The 19,695-nt window shown below is 71.2% G+C and carries 14 protein-coding genes; 6 read left to right on the top strand and 8 right to left on the bottom strand.

All coding sequences use genetic code 11. The features are described 5' to 3' along the window. Positions 1-48 precede the first annotated feature (48 nt). The 8 genes from dmpG to ACIQE0_RS20945 all read right to left on the bottom strand — a co-directional run bounded on the left by dmpG (position 49) and on the right by ACIQE0_RS20945 (position 7,246). On the bottom strand, positions 49-1,062 hold the full coding sequence (dmpG, locus tag ACIQE0_RS20980) for a 4-hydroxy-2-oxovalerate aldolase (RefSeq protein WP_402334294.1): 1,014 nt from the start codon (positions 1,060-1,062) through the stop codon (positions 49-51). Next, a complete protein-coding gene (locus ACIQE0_RS20975; RefSeq protein ID WP_402334291.1) occupies positions 1,059-1,985 on the bottom strand; it encodes an acetaldehyde dehydrogenase (acetylating) in 927 nt (308 codons plus the stop codon). The genes dmpG and ACIQE0_RS20975 overlap by 4 nt, the downstream gene beginning before the upstream one ends. Then, on the bottom strand, positions 1,982-3,055 hold the full coding sequence (locus ACIQE0_RS20970; protein ID WP_402334289.1) for an amidohydrolase family protein: 1,074 nt from the start codon (positions 3,053-3,055) through the stop codon (positions 1,982-1,984). Before ACIQE0_RS20970 ends, ACIQE0_RS20975 begins: the two co-directional genes overlap by 4 nt. A 94-nt stretch (positions 3,056-3,149) precedes the next feature. Next, on the bottom strand, positions 3,150-3,728 hold the full coding sequence (locus ACIQE0_RS20965) for a 3-hydroxyanthranilate 3,4-dioxygenase (protein WP_366333591.1): 579 nt from the start codon (positions 3,726-3,728) through the stop codon (positions 3,150-3,152). After that, positions 3,725-4,213, bottom strand: a complete 489-nt coding sequence (locus tag ACIQE0_RS20960) for a RidA family protein (protein ID WP_402334286.1) — start codon at positions 4,211-4,213, stop codon at positions 3,725-3,727. Before ACIQE0_RS20960 ends, ACIQE0_RS20965 begins: the two co-directional genes overlap by 4 nt. Beyond that, positions 4,210-4,965 (bottom strand): 2-keto-4-pentenoate hydratase, encoded by a 756-nt coding sequence (locus ACIQE0_RS20955; RefSeq protein WP_402334283.1) that lies wholly within the window; start codon positions 4,963-4,965, stop codon positions 4,210-4,212. The genes ACIQE0_RS20960 and ACIQE0_RS20955 overlap by 4 nt, the downstream gene beginning before the upstream one ends. Continuing rightward, positions 4,962-5,792: a 2-keto-4-pentenoate hydratase gene (locus ACIQE0_RS20950; RefSeq protein WP_402334280.1), complete on the bottom strand. Its 831-nt coding sequence runs from the start codon at positions 5,790-5,792 to the stop codon at positions 4,962-4,964. The genes ACIQE0_RS20955 and ACIQE0_RS20950 overlap by 4 nt, the downstream gene beginning before the upstream one ends. Beyond that, positions 5,789-7,246, bottom strand: a complete 1,458-nt coding sequence (locus ACIQE0_RS20945) for a 2-hydroxymuconic semialdehyde dehydrogenase (protein WP_402334277.1) — start codon at positions 7,244-7,246, stop codon at positions 5,789-5,791. Before ACIQE0_RS20945 ends, ACIQE0_RS20950 begins: the two co-directional genes overlap by 4 nt. Before the next feature lie 159 nt (positions 7,247-7,405). On the opposite strand from ACIQE0_RS20945, the gene ACIQE0_RS20940 reads away from it, so the two are divergent. The 6 genes from ACIQE0_RS20940 (at position 7,406) to ACIQE0_RS20915 (ending at position 19,673) form a co-directional block, all read left to right on the top strand. Beyond that, complete coding sequence (locus ACIQE0_RS20940; RefSeq protein WP_402334275.1) at positions 7,406-8,347, top strand: LysR substrate-binding domain-containing protein; 942 nt, start codon at positions 7,406-7,408, stop codon at positions 8,345-8,347. 254 nt (positions 8,348-8,601) lie between these two features. Further along, positions 8,602-10,074, top strand: a complete 1,473-nt coding sequence (locus tag ACIQE0_RS20935; RefSeq protein ID WP_402334272.1) for a carboxylesterase/lipase family protein — start codon at positions 8,602-8,604, stop codon at positions 10,072-10,074. A gap of 314 nt (positions 10,075-10,388) precedes the next feature. Further along, entirely contained in the window at positions 10,389-10,775 is a 387-nt protein-coding gene (locus tag ACIQE0_RS20930; protein ID WP_402334269.1) for a hypothetical protein, read from the top strand. 111 nt (positions 10,776-10,886) lie between these two features. Next, on the top strand, positions 10,887-11,363 hold the full coding sequence (locus ACIQE0_RS20925) for a hypothetical protein (protein WP_402334266.1): 477 nt from the start codon (positions 10,887-10,889) through the stop codon (positions 11,361-11,363). 128 nt (positions 11,364-11,491) lie between these two features. Next, complete coding sequence (locus tag ACIQE0_RS20920) at positions 11,492-18,841, top strand: toxin glutamine deamidase domain-containing protein (protein ID WP_402334729.1); 7,350 nt, start codon at positions 11,492-11,494, stop codon at positions 18,839-18,841. Further along, positions 18,819-19,673, top strand: coding sequence for an immunity 49 family protein (locus tag ACIQE0_RS20915; protein ID WP_402334263.1), 855 nt, complete (start codon positions 18,819-18,821; stop codon positions 19,671-19,673). Before ACIQE0_RS20920 ends, ACIQE0_RS20915 begins: the two co-directional genes overlap by 23 nt. The last annotated feature ends 22 nt before the right edge of the window (positions 19,674-19,695 follow it).

The following is a 19,695-nucleotide window of genomic DNA, read 5'->3' as shown; positions in this document are numbered from 1 at the left end:
CTCCCCGCCGGTGGGTCGTGGCGGGGGAGGTGGGGTGGGGGCCGGTGGTCAGGCGGGCCGTTCCACCAGGTCCAGGGCGATGTCCTCGATCAGGTCCTCCTGGCCGCCGACCAGTCGGCGGCGGCCGGCCTCGACCAGGAGGCTGCGGGTGTCCAGGCCGTGGCGGCGCGCGGCGTCCTCGGCGTGCCGGAGGAAGCTGGAGTAGACGCCCGCGTACCCCAGGGAGAGGGTTTCCCGGTCGACCCGGACGGGGCGGTCCTGGAGCGGGCGGACGAGGTCCTCGGCGGCGTCCATCAGCCGGAAGGTGTCGCAGCCGTGCCGCCAGCCCATGAGGTCGGCGACGGCGGTGAACGCCTCCAGGGGGCAGTTTCCGGCGCCCGCGCCCATGCCCGCGAGGGAGGCGTCGACGCGGCGGACGCCGTTCTCCACCGCGACCACGGAGTTGGCGACGCCCAGTGCGAGGTTGTGGTGGGCGTGGATGCCGATTTCGGTGTCGGCGTCCAGTACGTCCCGGTAGGCGCGGATGCGGTCGCGTACCCCGTCCATGGTGAGGCGGCCGCCGGAGTCGGTGACGTAGACGCAGTGGGCGCCGTAGGACTCCATCAGCTTGGCCTGGGCGGCGAGGGTGGCCGGGTCGGCCAGGTGCGCCATCATCAGGAATCCGGCGACGTCCATGCCCAGTTCGCGGGCGGTGCCGATGTGCTGGGCCGCGATGTCGGCCTCGGTGCAGTGGGTGGCGACGCGGACGGAGCGGACGCCGAGGGCGTGGGCGCGCCGGAGTTCGGCGAGGGTGCCGATGCCGGGCAGGAGGAGGGTGGTGAGGGTGGCGCGCCGGACGACGTCGGCGGCGGCCGCGATCCACTCCTCGTCGGTGTGCGCGCCGGGTCCGTAGTTGACGCTGGAGCCGGCCAGGCCGTCGCCGTGGGCGACCTCGATGGCGTCGACCCCGGCGGCGTCCAGTGCGCCGGCGATGGCGCGGACGTGATCCAGGCCGTACTGGTGCCGGATGGCGTGCATGCCGTCCCGGAGGGTCACGTCCTGGACGTAGAGGTCGTGGGTCATCGGGTGGCCAGCCTTTCCGCGACCCGCAGTGCTGCGGAGGTCATGATGTCCAGGTTGCCGGCGTAGGCGGGCAAGTAGTGGGCGGCGCCCTCGACTTCGAGGTAGGCCGAGACCAGGGATCCGGTGCCGCCGGCGAGGGTGGTGAGGGGGTCGTCGGGGCCGATCGGGCGGATCTGGACGCGTTGTTTGAGGCGGTATCCGGGGACGTAGGCGGCGACCTCGGCGACCATGGCGTCGATGGACGCGGTGAGGGCGGCGGCGTCGGCCCGGTCGTCGACCACGCAGTGGACGGTGTCGCGCATCACCACCGGTGGGTCGGCGGGGTTGAGGACGATGACCGCCTTGCCGCGGGCCGCGCCGCCGACGGTCTCCAGGGCGCGGGCGGTGGTCTCGGTGAACTCGTCGATGTTGGCGCGGGTGCCGGGGCCGGCGGAGCGGGCGGCGATCGAGGCGATGATCTCGGCGTAGCGGACGGGGGTGATCCGGGTGACCGCGGCGACGATCGGCACGGTGGCCTGGCCGCCGCAGGTGACCATGTTGAGGTCGGGTGCGTCGAGGTGCTGGTCGAGGTTGACCGGCGGGACGACGTAGGGGCCGAGGGCGGCCGGGGTGAGGTCGATCAGCTGCTTGCCGTGGGGGCGGAGCACGGTGGCGTGGTGCTGGTGGGCGGCGGCGGAGGTGGCGTCCAGGACGATGGCGATGTCGTCGAAGTCGGGCCGGGCCAGCAGGCCGTCGACGCCGCGGTCGGTGGTGGGGATGCCCAGGCGGCGGGCGCGGGCCAGTCCGTCGGAGGCGGGGTCGATGCCGGCCAGGGCGGCGACGGTGAGGACGTCGGAGGTTCTGCGCACCTTGATCATCAGGTCGGTGCCGATGTTGCCGGAGCCGAGGATCGCGATCTTGGTGCGGGGCGGGGTGGGGGTCATCGGGTGTGCGCCTCCGCTGTGGGCTCCAGGCCGAAGAAGCGGCGGGCGTTGCCGCCGAGGAGGGCCGCGCGGTCGGCGTCGGTGAGGCCGGTGCAGCCGCGGATGGCCGTGCCGGGCTGCTGTTCGCCGAGGGGGAAGGGGAAGTCGGTGCCGAGCATGACGCGTTCGGTGCCCATCACGTCCAGCAGCAGGCGCAGCGCTCTGGGGTCGAAGACCGCGGAGTCGACGAAGAAGCGGTCGGTGTAGGCGGAGGGCGGGTGGGGGGAGTCCTTGCGGACGATGTCGCGCTGGTGCCAGGCGTTGTCGGCCCGGCCGAGGAGGTAGGCGAAGCTGCCGCCGCCGTGGCAGAAGCACATCCGCAGCGTGCGCGGGAGCCGTTCGAACCCGCCGGAGAGGATGAGGGAGAGCAGCGACAGCTGGGTTTCGGCGGCCATGCCGACCAGCCAGGGGAGCATGTAGCCGCGGCCCATCCGGTCCGCGCCGAGCATGTCCCAGGGGTGGACGAGGACGGGCATGTCGGCCTCGGCGCAGTGCGCGAGGAACGCCAGGAGGTCGGCGTCGTCGAGGTAGCGCTGGCCGACGTGGTTGCCGATGTGGACGCCGCGGTGGCCGGCCGCCTTGGCGCGGGTGACCATTGCGGCGGCGGCCGGGGCGTCCTGCAGCGGGACCTGGCACAGCGGCAGCAGGCGGTCCGGTGCCTGGGCGCAGAAGTCGAGGATGCGTTGGTTGACCAGCTCGCACCAGTCGGTGGCGCGGGCCGGGTCGGCGTCGTAGCCGAACAGCAGGGGGGTGGAGGAGACGGCCTGGACGTCGATGCCGGTGCGGTCCATGGCGGCGAGCCGGGCGCCGGATTCCCACAGTTCGGGGCGGACCGGGCGGTAGTCGGCGGCGCCGCTCATCATCATCCCGGAGCCGTCGCCCAGTTCCCGCAGCCAGGGCTCCCCGGCGCCGGCCAGGATGCGGCTCTCGGCGCGGGAGATCCGCGGGAAGAGGTGGGTGTGGACGTCGATGACCGCCTGCTGCCGGGCACGGTCGGTGGGGGTGCGGGGGTGGACGTCGGTGACGGTCACGGGACTCCGTTTCATGGGCCCGTGGGCAGGCCGGGGCCGTGTGGCCTGCCCACGGGAGCGTGGTGTGCCCCGCAGCGGGGCAGGAGCGGCGAGGTCAGCCGTGCGTGCGGAGCAGGGTCCGCGGTCGCTGGTGCTCGGGCCACTCCTCGCCGGGATGGCGGGCCCCGCAGCGCGGGCAGGTGCGCTCACCGGCGTAGAAGCCGCGGAAGATCGGCGGCAGGTCGGTGACGATCGACCGCATTTGGAGCTCGGCGCGGTAGACGAGGTGGAAGCACTCGGTGCAGTACCACTCGACGGCGTCCTTGCTGCCCCTGGGCCGGGCGAACTCCACCACCAGGCCGATCGAGCCGGGTTCGGGTCGCTGCGGGGAGTGCCGTACGTGCGGTGGCAGCAGGAAGACGTCGCCCTCGTTGATCTGCACGTCGACGGGGGGCTTGCCCTCCTCCTCCATCACCCGCAGGACCATGTTGCCCTTGAGCTGGTAGAAGAACTCCTCGATCGGGTCGTCGTGGAAGTCGGTGCGCTGGTTGGGGCCGCCGACGATGGTGACCAGCACATCGGTGCCCTCCCAGACCTGGACGTTGCCGACCGGCGGGCGGAGCAGGCCGCGGTGTTCCTCGATCCACCGCTCGAAGTTGAACGGCAGTCCTAACGACAGCTTGGGCAGGGTCATCCTCGTGCCCTCCTTGAGGACTCGTGGGCCGATGGCGCGGGAACGCGGTCCGGTCCCTCCGGACGGCCGGCCTCGCGCGGAAGATACGCGGTGCAGGAGATCTCGACGAGCAGGTGCGGATGGGGGAGTTGGTGGACCGCGACGGTGGTGCGGGCCGGACCGGACTCGTCGAAGTACTCGCCGTAGACCTCGTTGTAGCCCCCGAAGTCATGCATGTTGACCAGGTAGGCGGTGAGGCTGACCGCGTCGTGGAGGTCGCCGCCGGCCGCCCGCAGCAGATCGCGGAGGTTCTCGATGACCGCACGGGTCTGCTCGCGGATGTCGACGCGGGTGACGCCGAGATGGTCGGCACTCGCGCCGGCGAAGGTGCCGTCGGGGCGGCGGGAGCTGGTGCCGGAGACGAAGACGAAGTCGCCGGCCCGCCGCACGTGCGGGAAGCGTCCGCGGGGTGCGGCCTTGCCCTCGACCAGGATCGCGTCGCTCATGCCGTGGTCACCTCCACGCTGCCCAGGCCCGCGGCGGTGACCCGGACATGGGCGTTGCGGGGGAGGGGGACGGCGGCGGTGGCGGCGCCGGCGAGCACCACCCAGCCCGGTTCCAGGGGGATGCCGGCCTGTTCCGCGAGGCGAGCCGCTGCGCGCAGGGAGCGCATCGGGTCGCCCAGGATCGCGGCCGAAGAACCGGTCTGGGTGAGCCGCCCCTCGATCTCCATCACCAGGCCGATGTTGGCGATGCCACCGAGGTCATGGGGGTCGTGCCAGGAGCCGACGCCGAAGGCGGCGGCCGAGGCGTTGTCGGCGATCACGTCGGGCAGGGTGAACGCGAAGTCGCGGTAGCGGGAGTCGAGGACCTCGTAGCCGACCGCGACACCGGCGACCGCGGCGTCCGCGTCGGCGACCGAGCGGACCGGGGAGCCGATGAGGAAGGCGATCTCCGGCTCGATCCGGGGCTGGATCAGCCCGCCGAGGTCCAGCCTCGACTCGACCAGCATGGTGTCGGTGAGCAGTCCCCAGATGACGTCGTCGACGCCCATCTGCACCATCTTGGCCCGGCTGGTGAAGCCCATCTTGACGCCGATGATCCGCTCGCCGCGGGCCTTGCGGCGGGCGACGACGGCCCGTTGCACCCGGTAGGCGTCGGTGACGTCGAGCGGCCCGGCGTCGGTGAGCGGGGCGATGGCCCGCACGTCCCGCACGGCGTCGTCGAGCGTCGTGGCGAGCTGCTGGATGTCGGTCATGCCGTGCGGCCTTCCTCGCGCGTGGCGTCCTCCCGGGCGAACGCGACCCGTACGTCCCCCAGGCCCTCGATCCGCGCCTCCAGTACGTCCCCGGGGGCGGTGGGGACCATCGGGCCCAGCGCGCCGGTCAGCACGGTGTCCCCGGCCCGCAGCGGGTGGCCGCAGCGCACCAGGGTGTCGGCCAGCCAGAGTGCGGCGTTGAGGGGGTGGCCCAGGCAGGCCGCGCCGGTGCCGGTGGAGACCTGCTGTCCGCGGCGTTCCAGGACCATGCCGCACAACCGCAGGTCCACGCCGGCCAGTTGGACCGGGCGGTTGCCGAGTACGTACATCCCGCAGGAGGCGTTGTCGGCGATGGTGTCGGTCAGCAGGATGTCCCAGTCGCGGATGCGGCTGCCGACCACCTCGATCGCCGGCAGCGCGAACGCGGTGGCGCGCAGCAGGTCGGCGATGGTGTGCCGCTCGTGGGTCAGGTCCCGTTCCAGTACCAGGGCGACCTCGGCCTCGGCCCGGGGCTGGAGGACTGCCCCGGCGGGGATCTCCGCGCCGTCCGGCACCGCCATGTCGGCGAAGAGCATCCCGAAGTCCGGGCTGTCGACGCCTAGTTGGCGCTGGACGCTCTGCGAGGTCAGTCCGATCTTGCGGCCGACGGGTCGGCGGCCGGCGGCCAGCCAGGAGCGGGTCAGGCACTCCTGGACCGCGTACGCCTCGTCCGTGCCGTCGATCAGCTCGCGCACCGGGGAGCACGGCGTCCCGGTGGCCTGGGCGTCGAGCAGCAGCCGGGCGGCGGCGCCGACGCCGATGTCGAGGGCGGTCGTCACCGTGCTCATGCTCCGATCCGCACGCAGATGTTGGTGGGCTCGGAGAAGAAGTCCAGGGAGTGCTCGCCGCCCTCCCGGCCGACGCCGGATGCCTTCCGCCCACCGAACGGGGTGCGCAGATCGCGCAGGTTCCAGCAGTTCACCCAGACGATGCCGGCCTCGATGCGGGGCGCCACTCGGTGCGCGCGGGACAGGTCGCGGGTCCACACCGTCGCCGCCAGGCCGTAGGGGCTGTCGTTGGCGAGCCGGACCGCCTCCTCCTCGGTGTCGAACGGGGCGATGTGGCAGACCGGTCCGAAGACCTCCTCGCGGACCGCGCGGGCGGTCGGCGGCAGTCCGGTGAGCACGGTCGGTTCGGCGTAGAAGCCGTTGTCCCGGTCGTCGCCGAAGACCGGGGCGCTGCCGCCGGCGACGACCTGCGCGCCCTCCTCGACCGCCAGCCGGAAGTACGAGAGCACCTTGTCGCGGTGGCGCGCGGAGATCATCGGCCCGTAGCCGGAGAGCTTGCGGGCCTGTGCGCCCAGCGCGGTGACGAAGGCGTCGAAGAGCGGCCGCTCGACGTAGACCCGCTCGGTGCACAGGCAGATCTGCCCGGAGTGGGTGAACGCCGACCGGATCGTGCCGGCCACCGCCTCGTCGAGGTCGGCGTCGGCGAAGACCAGCGCCGGGTTCTTGCCGCCGAGTTCGAAGGAGACCGGGGTGACGTGGTCGGCGGCCGCGCGCATGATGGCGGCGCCGGTGGCCGACTCGCCGGTGAAGGCGATGGCGTCCACGTCCGGGTGGGAGGTGAGGAACTCGCCCGCAGCGCCGGGCCCGTGGCCGTGCACGACGTTGAACGCGCCGTCCGGCAGCCTGACTTCGTCGATGACGTCCGCCAGCAGCGTCGCCGTCGTGGGCGTCTCCTCCGAGGGCTTGGCGACGACCGCGTTGCCGGCCGCCAGCGCGGGGGCGACCTTCCAGGTGAGCAGCAGCAGGGGGAGGTTCCAGGGCGCGACGACGGCGACCACGCCGAGCGGGCGGCGGACGGTGTAGTTCAGTGCCTGTCCGGCGCCGCTGCTCCAGCCGGGGACGTCGGAGAGGTAGGCCCGCTCGGACTGGGCGTAGAGCAGGTCGGCGTAGGCGCGGAAGTTGCCGATGGCGCGCGGGATGTCGACGGTGGCGGCCAGTTCGCGGGGCTTTCCGGTGTCGGCCGACTCCGCGGCCACGAACTCCTCGAAGCGCCGCTCGATGCCGTCGGCGATCATCCGCAGCGCGGCGGCCCGCTCCGACGCCCCGGTCGCGCCCCACAGGCCCCGCAGCGACTGCCGTGCCGCACGCACCGCCGCGTCGACGGTCTCGCGGGACGCCTCCGGGACCCGCCCGACGACCGCCCCGTTCGCCGGGTCGACGAGCGGGAATCCGCCGCCGGTGGCCTCGGGCTCCGGGGCGTGGAACGCCCCGCCGATGTAGTGCGCCGGCTGCATACCGATGCCGCTCCTCTCGGGTGGGTCCCGGGTCGGTTCGCCCACCGGCCCGTCCGCCCATCATTGGCCGCCCCAGGTATGCTCGTCCAATACCAATTCGCAAGCTGGCTATAGCGATTCGGGTATGACTGTGGGGCGGGCCCGGTGGGGGAGTGCGGGATGGATCTGCTGAACGGACGGCTGAAGCTGCGGCATCTGATGCTGGCGGTGGCCATCGAGGAGCACGGCAGCGTGCTGCGCGCCGCCGAGCATCTGCGACTGGCGCAGCCCGCGGTGACCCGGAGCCTGCGCGAACTCGAGGACATCCTGGGCGTGGAGCTGTTCCACCGGGGCCCCCGGGGCGCGACCCCGACGCTGTTCGGCACGGCCTTCACCGAGCACGCCCGTTCCGTCCTCGCCGAACTGCGGCGGGCCGGCGAGCGGATCACCGGCCTGGCCGACGCGGAGGTGGGCACGGTCACCGTCGGCACCCTCGTCGCCGGCACCAACGTGCTGCTGCCCCGGGCCATCGCGGCGCTGAAGGCGGCCCGGCCCGGCGTCACCGTGGTCGTCCAGGAAGCCCCCTTCGACACCCAGGTGCCGCGCCTGCTGGGCGGCGAGGTCGACCTGATCCTGGGCCGCCTCAACCCCATCGACGACCAGCCCGCGCTGCGCCAGATCACGCTCTACCGCGAGCCGGTGCTGCTCGTCGCCCGCCCCGACCATCCGGCCCGCTCCCGCCCCGGCCTGACCCTCGCCGACCTCCTCGACCACCCCTGGGTCCTCCCGCTCCGCCAGACCGCGCTACGGCACGAGCTGGAGCAGGTGTTCCGCGATGCGCGCCTGCCGCTGCCCGCCAACCGCGTCGAGTGCTCCTCGGCGCTCACCGTCCGCACCCTCGTCCGCCACACCGACATGATCGCGGCGCTGCCCGAGCTGGTGGCGCGGATCGGCGGGGAGGTCGCTCCGCTGCCCGTCCCGTTGGAGACGGTGCGCCGCGCGGTCGGCGTCACCCTGCCCGACCGGCGCCCGCTCACCCCCGCCGCCCAGCTGATGCTCGATCATCTGGAGGAGGAGGCAGGCGAGTTGACGGGCGGACGGGCCGAGGACGGCGCGAGGTAGGAACAACCCGGCGCCGGCGGGGTGTCCGAACGCGGCCCGGTTGCGGCGGTCGCCGCCCGAGTGGGTAACGTGCGGGAGACGGCGTGCACGGCAGACGCGAGGAACGGTCGACACGTCTCGCCGGCGCGTGACCGGTGGCGTCGTCGTGACGGCCGCCGGCCCGGATCGCCGCATCCGGGAGAGCACGTCCGCGGCGGTGCACGGCTTGTGCACGTCGCGTGCGGGGAACAGTTCAGCCACGAAAGGTGAGCACGATGACGCAGGACAGCGACCAGATCGTGGCCACGCGCCAGGGCCGGCTCCGGGGCCGGGCCGAAGGGGAGGCGGTCGCCTTCCGGGGAATCCCCTACGCCGCCTCCCCGGTGGGCGCGTTGCGGTTCGCCCCGCCGCAGCCCGGCCCGCAGTGGTCGGGGACGCGGGACGCGCTGCACGCCGGCCCCGCCGTACCCCAGGGGCCGTCCCGACTGGAAGCGGTCATGGGACGTCGCACCCCTGACTGGAACGAGGACGGCTGCCTCACCCTCAACGTCCACGCCCCGCGGTCGGCGCACGAGGGCGGCACGCCCCGCCCGGTCCTGCTGTGGTTCCACGGCGGCGGGTTCAGCAGCGGCTCGGCCGGCTGGGACTGGTACGACGGCTCCCGCCTCGCCGCCCGCGGCGACCTGATCGTGGTCACCGCCAACTACCGCCTGGGCCCGTTCGGTTACCTCCACCTCCCGGAGATCGGCGCGGACAACCTCGGCTGCCAGGACCAGGCGGCGGCGCTGCACTGGGTGCGGGACAACATCGCGGCGTTCGGCGGCGACCCGGACGCCCTGACCGTCGGCGGCCAGTCCGCCGGCGCGTTCTCGGCCCTGGCGCTCGCGACCGACCCGCGCACCGGCGGACTGGTCCGCCGCGTCCTGCTCCAGAGCGGCCCCTGGGGCCTGCCGCCGCAGGACCCCGCGCTGGCCGCCGAGCACGCCCAGGCATACCTCCGCCTCCTCGACGTGGCCGACCGCCCCGCCCCCGGCAAGGCCCTACGCGCCCTGCCCGCCCAGCAACTCCTCACCGCCTACGGCACATTGGCCGTCCAACTCGCCCAGTCCGGCAGCGTCGCCCCCGCGATGTACCCGGTGCTCGGCGGCGCAGGCACCCCGCATGCCTGGCGTGACGCCCTGGCTGCCGGCGCCCTGAACGGCAAGGACCTGCTGATCGGCACCACCCGCGACGAGATGACCTCCTTCATGGGGCTCGACCCGAACATCCGGTCCCTCACCCGCGCCGGCGCCCTGGCCCTCCTCGCCCACCAGGCCACCGGTGAGGGAGAAGCCGAGCGGCTCTACGAGCGATACGCCGAACAGCTCCCCGAGGCCACACCCGGCCAACGCGTCATTGCCGCCCAGACCGACGCCCAGTTCCGCGACCCCGCCCTGGCGATCGCCGACCACCACGCCACCGCCCAGAACCCCACCTACGTCTACCGGTTCGACTACGCCGCCCCCGGCGACGACAACCCGCTCGGCGCCTGCCACTGCGTCGAACTCCCCTTCCTCTTCGGCACGTTCGACGCCTACCCCGACAGTCCCATGCTCGGCCGCCCGGACGCCGCCGCCCATGCACTCGGCGACGCCTTCGCCGGCGCCGTCGCCACGTTCGTCACCACCGGCTCCCCTCAGGGCATCCCCACCTACGCCCCCGCCACCCCCACCCGCATCCGCCACTTCGCACCGACACCGGCGGCATAGGACCGCGCGCGCCGTGGGCCGCCCCGCTCACGTTCCGCCTGCCTGTGATCACGTTCAAGCGGCCTCCCCGCGGCGAACGCTCCAGGTGATCAGCAGGGCGGCCAAGCACTCCGATGAACCACTCAAGTCTTCCGAACCACTCAAGTCTTCCGAACCACTCAAGTCTTCCGAACCACTCAAGTCCTCTGAACCACTCAAGTCCTCTGAACCACTCAATTCTTCCGAACCGGTCGATTCCACCGAACCGATCGAGTCCTTCGCGCGTGGGTTACGGTGACCGTCACCGACAGGACCAGCGCCGAGGAGGCAGCGGCATGACCGATGCGCACGAGACGGGCGGCAACTCCGCCCTCCCGCCCACGCCCCCTCCGCTGCCGCCGCAGGTGGCGGACGCCGGCCCCCGGCCCGTCCCGACGAACGAGGGCGAAGCGCTCGACATCGGCCGCCGGCTCTTCCCCGAGGTCGGCTCGCCCGGCGGCCCCGCCAGCCTGCACGTCCACGAATTCGACCTGGGCTACCTGATCCAGGCAGGTTGGCCGCTCCCCGTGGACCCCACCGCGCTGCCCGCGGAGCCCGGCGGGAGCAACATCATCATCGCGAAGGGCACCGGCGAGGTGACCTACATTCCCAACTTCCCCCCGAAGCACGCGGTGGAGCACTACCACCGCCTTCGTCGCCGCAAGGCTGACGCGGGGCAGTAGCTCTGCAAGGGTGTCACCGCCGCCCCGTAGGCGTTATCTTGAACGTCGCATTAGGCAATCGTTACGAACGCGGGGGGCGTTGTGGCCGGAGCGGGTGGCTTCCAGACGGATGTGGAGTCCCTCAAGGCCGAGGGGACGAACTTCACCAAACTCGGCGAGGACTTCTACCGGTCCGTCGCGCGGCTGATGAACGGCCTGAGCGCGCTCGGCGCGGGCCCGCCGGCCGACCCCTCCAACCAGCCCCAGCCGGGACAGAAGTCCTTCGGCCAGCAGTTCATGAGCGGGCTTACGACGTTCGACAGCAAGGACGGCGCTCCGCCGTGGGGCGACGACGACATCGGTGAGAAGTTCGGCGTCGCCTACGAGGGCGTGCGCGACGGCATGTACGAATCCATGGGCCACCTCTCCGCGAAGCTCCAGGAAATCGGCAATGCGCTGACCGACATGTCCAAGAACCATGCGGAGAACGAGGACTTCAACGACGCGCTGATCAAGCAGCACGTCGACAACCAGCAGGCGTGGCAGGACCCGACGAAGCAAGCCGGAGAGGCCACCGTCACCACCTCCTGGTCACCGGCCGGGCGCTGACTGGTGCGATCGGATCCCATGCCCAGTCGGTTACGTCCTTCTGAACCCTGACGAGGGGCTTTCGGCGAGCCCCCGCATCCACGTCATGCCGAGATGTGCACATTTCACGGGGGAGCTCCACCTTGTCCATGATGCTGCCGAACGCTCTTGAGTGGGTTCTCGAGATGCTCGGCTTCAACTGGCCGACCGCCGACGAGGACAAGCTGATCGAGTGCGCCGGTGTCTGGCGTCAGTTCGCCTCGGAGGTCGAGGGCCACCATGCCCGCGGCGTCACCGCCGCGTCGAACGTGCTCAGCCAGAACGCCGGCGACTCCATCGAGGGCTTCAGCGCGGCATGGGACAAGTTCGGCGAGGGTTCGGGCTACTTCAGCGACGCCCGTGAGGCGGCGGAGGTCATCGCCTTCACCCTGGAGGCCGCGGCCACGCTCGTCATCGGCATGAAGATTGCCGTTATCGCCCAATTGGCGATATTGGCGGCCGAAATCATCGCCGCGCAGGCCGCGGCACCCTTCACCCTCGGCCTCTCGGAAATCGGCGGCGCCGCGGCGACCCTGGCCACCCGCGAGATGGTCCGCAAGATCCTCAAGGAGGTCGCCAAGCAGCTGCTCGACGCGATCCTGGAGGCCGCCAAGGAGCCGGTGATCTCCGCCCTGGAAGCGATGGTCTCGGACCTCATCGCCCAGACCGTCAACCAGAACTTCGGCGCGCAGAACGGCTACAACGTCAACCGGACCCTCAAGGAGGGGCAGAGCGCCGCCACCGACGCCCTCAAGAGCACCGGCGAGACCCTCGGCGAGAACCTGCGCGACGGCGCCGGCCACCGCGCCGGCCACCGCGCCCGCGGCGGACTGGACTCCGCCGCCGGCCATGGCAACGGCCATGGTGGCGACGGCGGTTCGGGCTCCGGGGAGCACGCAAGTTCCGGGACGGGAGCCGGATCGGGAGCCGGTTCGGGGTCGGATTCCGGTGGGTCGCACGACGGCGGCTCCGGCAGTGGAGGTTCCGGCGGCGGCTCCGGCGGCTCGGGTACGGGCGGCGGCTCTGGCGGCGCGGGTTCGGGCAGTGGCTCCGGCAGCAGCTCCTCCTCCCACGACTCGGCCGGCGGCTCCCACGGCACCGGTGGCCACGGCGACAACGGTGGCCACGGCGACAACGGTGCCTCGGACGGCAACTCCTCAACGGGCGGCAGCCACACTCCCCGTCCGTCGGACACCACATCGGCCTCGGGCAACACACCGGCCTCGGACAACCCCCGGGCCTCGAACGGCGCTCCGCACCGCGCCGAGAGCTCTCCCGCCTCCGACGGTTCCGGCCCCTCCCCGGACGGCTCGACGCCCCGGTCCGACCTCCCGCCGGCCCAGCCACTGCCGCCGCAGGACCAGCGCTCCCCCTTCGACGAGGGCTACGCGGGCGGCAACACCAGCCCCTACGACTCGTCCCCGTCCCACACCCCCGACTCCGGCCCGAGCACCGACGGCGTCACGACCCAGCCCGCGCACGACAACTCGCCGGATGCTGCTCGCCCGAGCACGGACGGTGCCACGACCCACCCTGCGCACGAGAGCACTCCGGACGCCGCTCGCCCGAGCACCGACGGTGTCACCGCTCAGCCCGCGCGGGACACCAGTGCCCACGCCTTCGGGCGGCCGGAGGGGGAGGGCGTCACCACTCAACCCGCGCACGGCGCTCCCTCGGACGCGATCCGCCCGGACACTGGCAGCGTCGGCCCCCATCCGACGCCGGCGGCGCCGCCCGCCGACGCGGTCGCGGGCAACCCGCCGTCGTACAGCGACAATTCCCCCGGCCCCGGCCCCGGCCCCGGCCCCGGACCTGCCTCCCACGACGGTACCGGCACGGCCAACGGGGACAACTCCAGCAGCGGCGCAGGCGCCGGCCGCCCTTCCATGCCGCACGTCAGCGCCCCGCCGCAGGGCGCCCCGGTCCAGCACGCGCCGTCCAGCCAGCCCATCCAGCATCGCGACCCGGCACCCGACAACCCCATGCCCACCATGGACGGCAGCCACGACACCACCGTCACCACCCAGTCCGCAGACGCCGCCACCCTTCCCCCGCCCACCCGACACGCCGCCGACGCCGCCCCGGGCAGCACCACCCCGTCCGCCCACCAGGCCCAGCCCAACACCCCCCAGGGCAACGGCCCGATGATGATGGGCGCAGTCCCTCATCAGGGCGGTGCCCAGACGGCCGGCAGTACGCCGCACGCCGCCGGCGCCAGGCCCGGAACCCCGCCGCGCGCCGCCACCTCGCCCAAGAACACCAACACCACCCCGCCCAGGAGCACCGGCGCCACCTCGCCCAACCGCGGAGACGCCTCCCCACGCCCCACCAACCGCCGCCCTGACACCTCCCAGGCCGTTCAGGACCGCACCCGGCGGCCCGCCCAGGACGGCCCCTCGCGCAACTCCGGCTTCGACGGCCCACGCCGAGACGACGCCTCCCGCCCCGAAGGCACCGAGAAGGCCACCACTTCGCATCCGACTGCGGCCGATCGGGACACGACACGCTCGGACGCGAGGCGCTCGGATGCGACGCGCCCGGACCCGACGCGCCCGGACCCGATGCGTCCGGATACGCGGCAGCAGTCTGACCCGCCCCGGTCGGACCGTCCCGGATCCGACACACGGCAGCAGCCCCCGGCTACCCCAGGCACGCAGGCGCCCGCTGCCCCCGTCCCCAACGTTCCCCACCAGCAGCCGCAGAACCAACAGCCCAACCAGCAATCACAACCGCAGTACCAGCAGCACTCGCCTCAGCAACCCCAAAACGGGCCCCAGCCCCAGCCCGTACCTCAGAGCAACACCCCCATTCAGCAACAGTCCCCGCAGCAGCACGTCCAACCACACCAGCAGTTCCAGAACCATCCGCAGAATCAGCACCAGCAACACCAGCAACACCAACCCTCACCCCAACATCAACCGACGCCGGACCCGCAGCAGCACCCACAGCAGCAACCGCAGCACCAAGCGCCGGTGCAGCAGCCTCCTCACCTGCGCAGCCACACGGACGTCCGCATCGGCCTCAACATCCAACCGAACGGGCTGTATTCGCCTTTCCCGCACGACCAGCAGGCGCTGGAAGCGAGCTTTCCGCGGAATCCGGACGGCACCCCGCGGGCCTTCAACGACCCGTTCCAGTCCTGGGCCCAGCTCCAGAACGACGGCGGTACCGATGTCCTCGGCCGTTCGAACAACTGCGCCGACTGCACCCGCTCATTCATGGAGTCCTGGTACGGCAACCCGCAGGTGTCCGCCGTGCGCACCTACGACCCCGACGGCCACGGAGGCATCGACCGCTACTCCGGCGAGCGGAACGGTACTGCCAACATCGAGCAGTACGCGGGCACCAGCTTCCGAAACTCCGGTCCGAACTCCAAGGACGGCTACGACCGCATAGCCGGCGAACTCCGCCAGGCAGGGCACGGCGCGGCTGCCGCAGTGCTGGTCACCTGGCCGAAGGCCGCCGACGGCACCGGCGGCGGTGCGCACGTCTTCAACGCCGTCAACCACGACGGTCGCGTCATCTGGGTCGACAGCCAGTCCGGCGAGGTCAGCGAACACCCCATCAACACCGAGGCCGCCGGGGTCTGGCACCTCGTCCTCGACGCCAACCGCCAGCCCTTCGACCCCACCACCCAGCAGCACCAGACCCCTCAGCACCAGACCAACCAGCAGCAACCGCAACCGCAGCAGCAGCCAAGCCCGCAACAGCAGCCTCATCCTCAGCAGCCGCAGCCAAACCTGCAGCAACAGCAGCCTCAACCTCAGTATCCAAACCCGTACACCCAGCAGCCCCACCAGCAACAGCAGCCGACCCCACAGCAGGTCGCCCCTCACGCCCAGCCCTACCAGCAGCCCGGGCCGTACCAACAGCAGCAGCCCGGCCCGTACGCCCAGCCGTACCAACAGCAGCCTGGCCCCTACAGCCAGCACCCTCAGCAACAGCCGGCGCCTCAGCAACAGCCCGGCCCGTACGCCCAGCAGCCCGGTCCCTACGCGCAGCCGTACCAGCAGCAGGCTCCGTACAGCCAGCACCCTTACCAGCAGTCGGCGCCTCAGCAGCAGCCCGGGCCGTACGCCCAGCAGCCCGGCCCGTACGCGCAGCCGCATCAACAGCAGGCTCCGTACAACCAACAGCCTCAGCATTCGCAGCCGGGTCCCTACGCCCAGCAGCCCGGCCCATACCAGCAACACGCGTACAACCAGCAGCAGCCGAACCAGCCTGGGCCGTACCAGCAGCAGCCCCACCAGCAGCCGAATCCGTACACCCAGCAGCCGCCGCAGCAGCCGACTCCGCAGCAACAGCATCCTGGGCCGTACACCCAGCAGCCGCAGAGCCCTCAGCCTCACCAGCAGGCACAGCAGCAGAGTCCGCAGCCTCTGCAACAACCGCATCCGCAGCAGAGCCCGCAGCCCCAGCAGCAGCCGAACCAGCCGAGGCCGTACCAGCAGCCTCAGCATCAGCCGAACCCCTACACGCAGCAGCCGCAGCAACAGCCGACCCCCCAACAGTCGACTCCGCAGCAACAGCAGCAACCTGGGCCCTACGCCCAGCAGCCGCAGAACACCCAGCCTCAGCAACAGGCACAGCAGCCGACCCCGCAGCCGCAGCAGCAGAGCCCGCAGCCGCAGAACACCCAGCCTCAGCAACAGCCGCATCAGCAGCAGGCCCAGCAGCAGAGCCCGCAGCCGCAGCAGCAACAGAACACCCAACCCCAACAACAGCCGCATCAGCAGCAGTCGGCCCCCCACGCCGAGCCCCATCAGCAACCGCAGTCGGAGAAGCAGCAGCACCCCGAGCAGGGGCAGTCGCTGTCCCCGGAGCAGAGCACGGCGAACCAGGACAGTAGCGAGTCGGACCCCAACGGCCTGAGCGCGATCCGGAACGACCTCAACCAGGACACCGGCGGCCTCCTCCCGCCCGCCCCCAGCGATCAGCAGGCGCTGGAGAACGCGCACCCGACCAACCCGGACGGCACGCCGCAGAGGTTCGCCGACCCGTTCGCCGACTGGGCGCAGCTCCAGAACGACGGCGGGAACACCGTCCAAGGCCGCAGCAACAACTGTGCCGACTGCTCCCGTTCGTTCCTTGAGACCTGGTACGGAAACCCTCAGGTCTCCGCCCCGCGCACGCCCGACACCGACGCACACGGAAACCCGGACACCTGGTCTCCCGAGAACAACGCCAACGAGAACCAGATCCGTTGGAGCGGTGCCACTCACACCTACGCCGGACGAGGCGACGACCCCAACACCCCGGCCCGGATCGCGCACGACCTCCAGCAGGCCGGCCATGGTGCAGCCGCGATCGTGCAGGTCGGCTGGCCGGACAACGGTGGTGGCCATGCCTTCAACGCGGTCAACCACCACGGCAAGATCGTCTGGATCGACACCCAGACCGGACAGGTCAGCACCGACCCCATCCACATCTCACAGGCAGAGCACGTCTGGCACATCCCCCTCGACGCCGACCGCCGGCCGCTGCACGCCGATCACGTCGTGTCCAAGTCCGACGACACCCCCAGCGAGCAGGCCGACGCCAAGCAGCCTGACACCAAGCAGGCCGACACCAACCAGGACACCTCCTCGGCCGAACACACCGAGACCAACCCCGCAGACACGACCTCTCCCCACACGGAAACCCCGTCCGACCACTCGGACGGCGTTCCCAACGATCACGACCACACTGCTCCCAGCCATCCCGCACCGAACGAGCACCCTGCGGACCAGCCCACCCCCGACCAGGCCCACGCTCCGAGCGACCACGGCCCCGACCAGGACCACGGCCGCGACCAGGACCACGGCCGCGACCAGGACCACGCTCCGAGCGACCAGGACCACACACCGGGCGAGTCCGACCCCACACACCCCGACCCCGACCACACGCCGGCGGATCAGAGCAAGGCGGACCCTGAGCACGCCGCCACCGATCAGCAGGGCTCTCCCACCCCAGGCGACGGCGACGGAGCGGACAAGAAGCCCCAGACGAGCATTTCCCAGTACCTCACCAAGGCGCTGGGCGATGACAGCAACCCGCTGATCTACGGCAATCAGCACTCCGAAGCACAGGGGCCGGCCAACCCTCAGGCCACCACGCACGTTCCGCCGCAGCAGCACGGCGCAACCGCGCATCCCGCGGACCAGTCGCCCCGGCCTTCCGAGGCCGAGTCCGCCAGGCCGACGACGCAGCAGCACACCGAAGGCCCCCAGCGGGCCGACGGCCATGGCAGCAACGGCAACACCCCCACCGACCGCACCTCGACACCTGCCGCTGATCGGCAGACCGCATCCGAGACGCATCCCGAGACGCATCCCGAGGCGCATCCCGAGGCGCATGGTCAGGAACGGCCGCACCCCTCCGACGAGCCCCACCACCCGGAAGACCCGGCGGGCACCCCGCAGAGTAATTCCGACGACGATGCGGTCAAGCGGCGGAAGCAGCTTGAAAAGGCCAACACGGACAAGGAGTGGTTCAAGAGGTATTACCACAAGAACGGGTACCGGATCCGCAAAGACCGGTTGGACGAAAACGGCGACAGGGTTCCCCAGTTGCACCCCACGGGAGATCCCAACCGGCCGTGGATGCTCGCCAGTGACGTCGCGGATGCCGACCCCGAGTCGTACATAGATTCCGGGGCGCGTGACAGCGATCGGGAAACCGACGTCTCGAAGGAGAACCTCAAGCGGCTCGATGAGGCGGCGGAGCGGCGCCAGAAGGCGATCGACGATGATCGCGGGCCGCATAAGAAGAGGCGGGAGGCCAAGGAGGCCTACGAGAAGAACAAGACACCTGAGAACCAGGCGAAATTCGAGGCAGCCGACGCCGAACACAGTCCGCTGCACGGAGAGATGACGAAGGCCAGCGAGGACTACGGCGAGGCCGTCGCCGAGTACCATGCCATCCCCGCCAACTTCGAGGGCGCGGTTCGCATCGATGACCGGGGAACCGGAAACAATCGATTCGACCAGGTATACAGGCTGCCGAACGGTCATTTCGTCGTCGTCGAGGCCAAGGGGTCACCCGAAGCCGACCTCGGTGAGCGTCGAGGTCTACCGCTCGAAGCCGACGACCCGGACCGCGAGGCGCAGGGGCAAGGCGACCGACGGCAAGGTGACCAGGACGGCTCCGACCAGCAGGATTCCGACACCTCCGAGGGCCCAGCGGTGCCGAAGGTCCGGCAGGGTACCCGCGAGTACTTCAAGGTAATCTTGCACGAGATGGAGACGCGGGGAAACAGGAACCTCCTCAAGGCCAATACCGACGCGGAAGCCGATCACGCCGCGGCGGAACTGGCCCTGGCCGCCGAACTGAGGACGGCCCTGAAAGCCAAGCCGAGCCACATCACCTACGTGCTGGTCAAGGGGGTCTCGGACGGCAAGAAGCACGACGGTTATGAGATGAAGCAGTTCGATATCCGGACAGAGCAGGAGAAAGAGAATGATTCAAATTCCGCGACATGATGTCCCGACACGGAATGTGAAGCGTCTCCTGGCGATTCTGGAACCGGACCTGCAGGGCAAGATCGATGACCTTGAGGAGGATGCGGAATGGTTCAGCATGACGCTGGGTTCGGCTCTTCGGGTCTTCGGGGTCCGGTGCGCCGAGGACCCTGCCGTCGCAGAACTGGAGACATGGGAATCCTGCGTCACGGCGATGCAGGTGAGCTCTGCCCTCTTCGCATCGGCGCGTGCCACCACTGACACCGTCGAATGCCTCATCGACCACAAGAAGCGCGCCATCCGGTCCGGTGCGGGCCCCTGGGCCCATGCGGGGAACTGGCTCACCGCCTTCTGGCTCGCCGCCCTATGCCGTGAGAAGCGCCGGCTCAACGAGCTGTGCGAGGTTCCCGTTGCGCAACTACGCAACGCCGGTGGGGTCTTCGACAGCTACATCTACGACTGGGTGGAGGCGCTCCAGGCGTACTGGCTGAAGCAGCCGCAGCTCGGCGACAAGCTGGTGGCCGCCGTGGACGGCACCGACCCCGACGTACTTCGCCATGCCGACGCCGACGGTGTTCTGCGCCTGATGTATCCGCCGATGAACCTGCTGACGCAGCTTGCGCGCGGCGATGCGGAGAAGTTCAACGCGGAACTCGCCAAGGCCATCAGGTGGCACAAGGAGTACTGGACCGACGACGAGGACCGGGAGCTCGACGCGCAGGGTTTTGTCGCGTTGGGACTCACGGCCGTCAGCTGTCTTGCTCGCGACGCCGGTTTCGCCCTGACCGTCGAGTCCGAGTACCTGCCTGAGGGCCTGCTCGACGCCGGATGGGTCGGCGAGTTCCCGACATAAGCGCGGGGGAGATCCGCCCGCC

The sequence above is a fragment of the Streptomyces sp. NPDC093097 genome (assembly GCF_044754325.1).
Lineage (GTDB): Bacteria > Actinomycetota > Actinomycetes > Streptomycetales > Streptomycetaceae > Streptomyces.
Note: the sequence above shows the minus strand (reverse complement) of the source record. Positions and strands in the feature narration are given on the sequence as shown.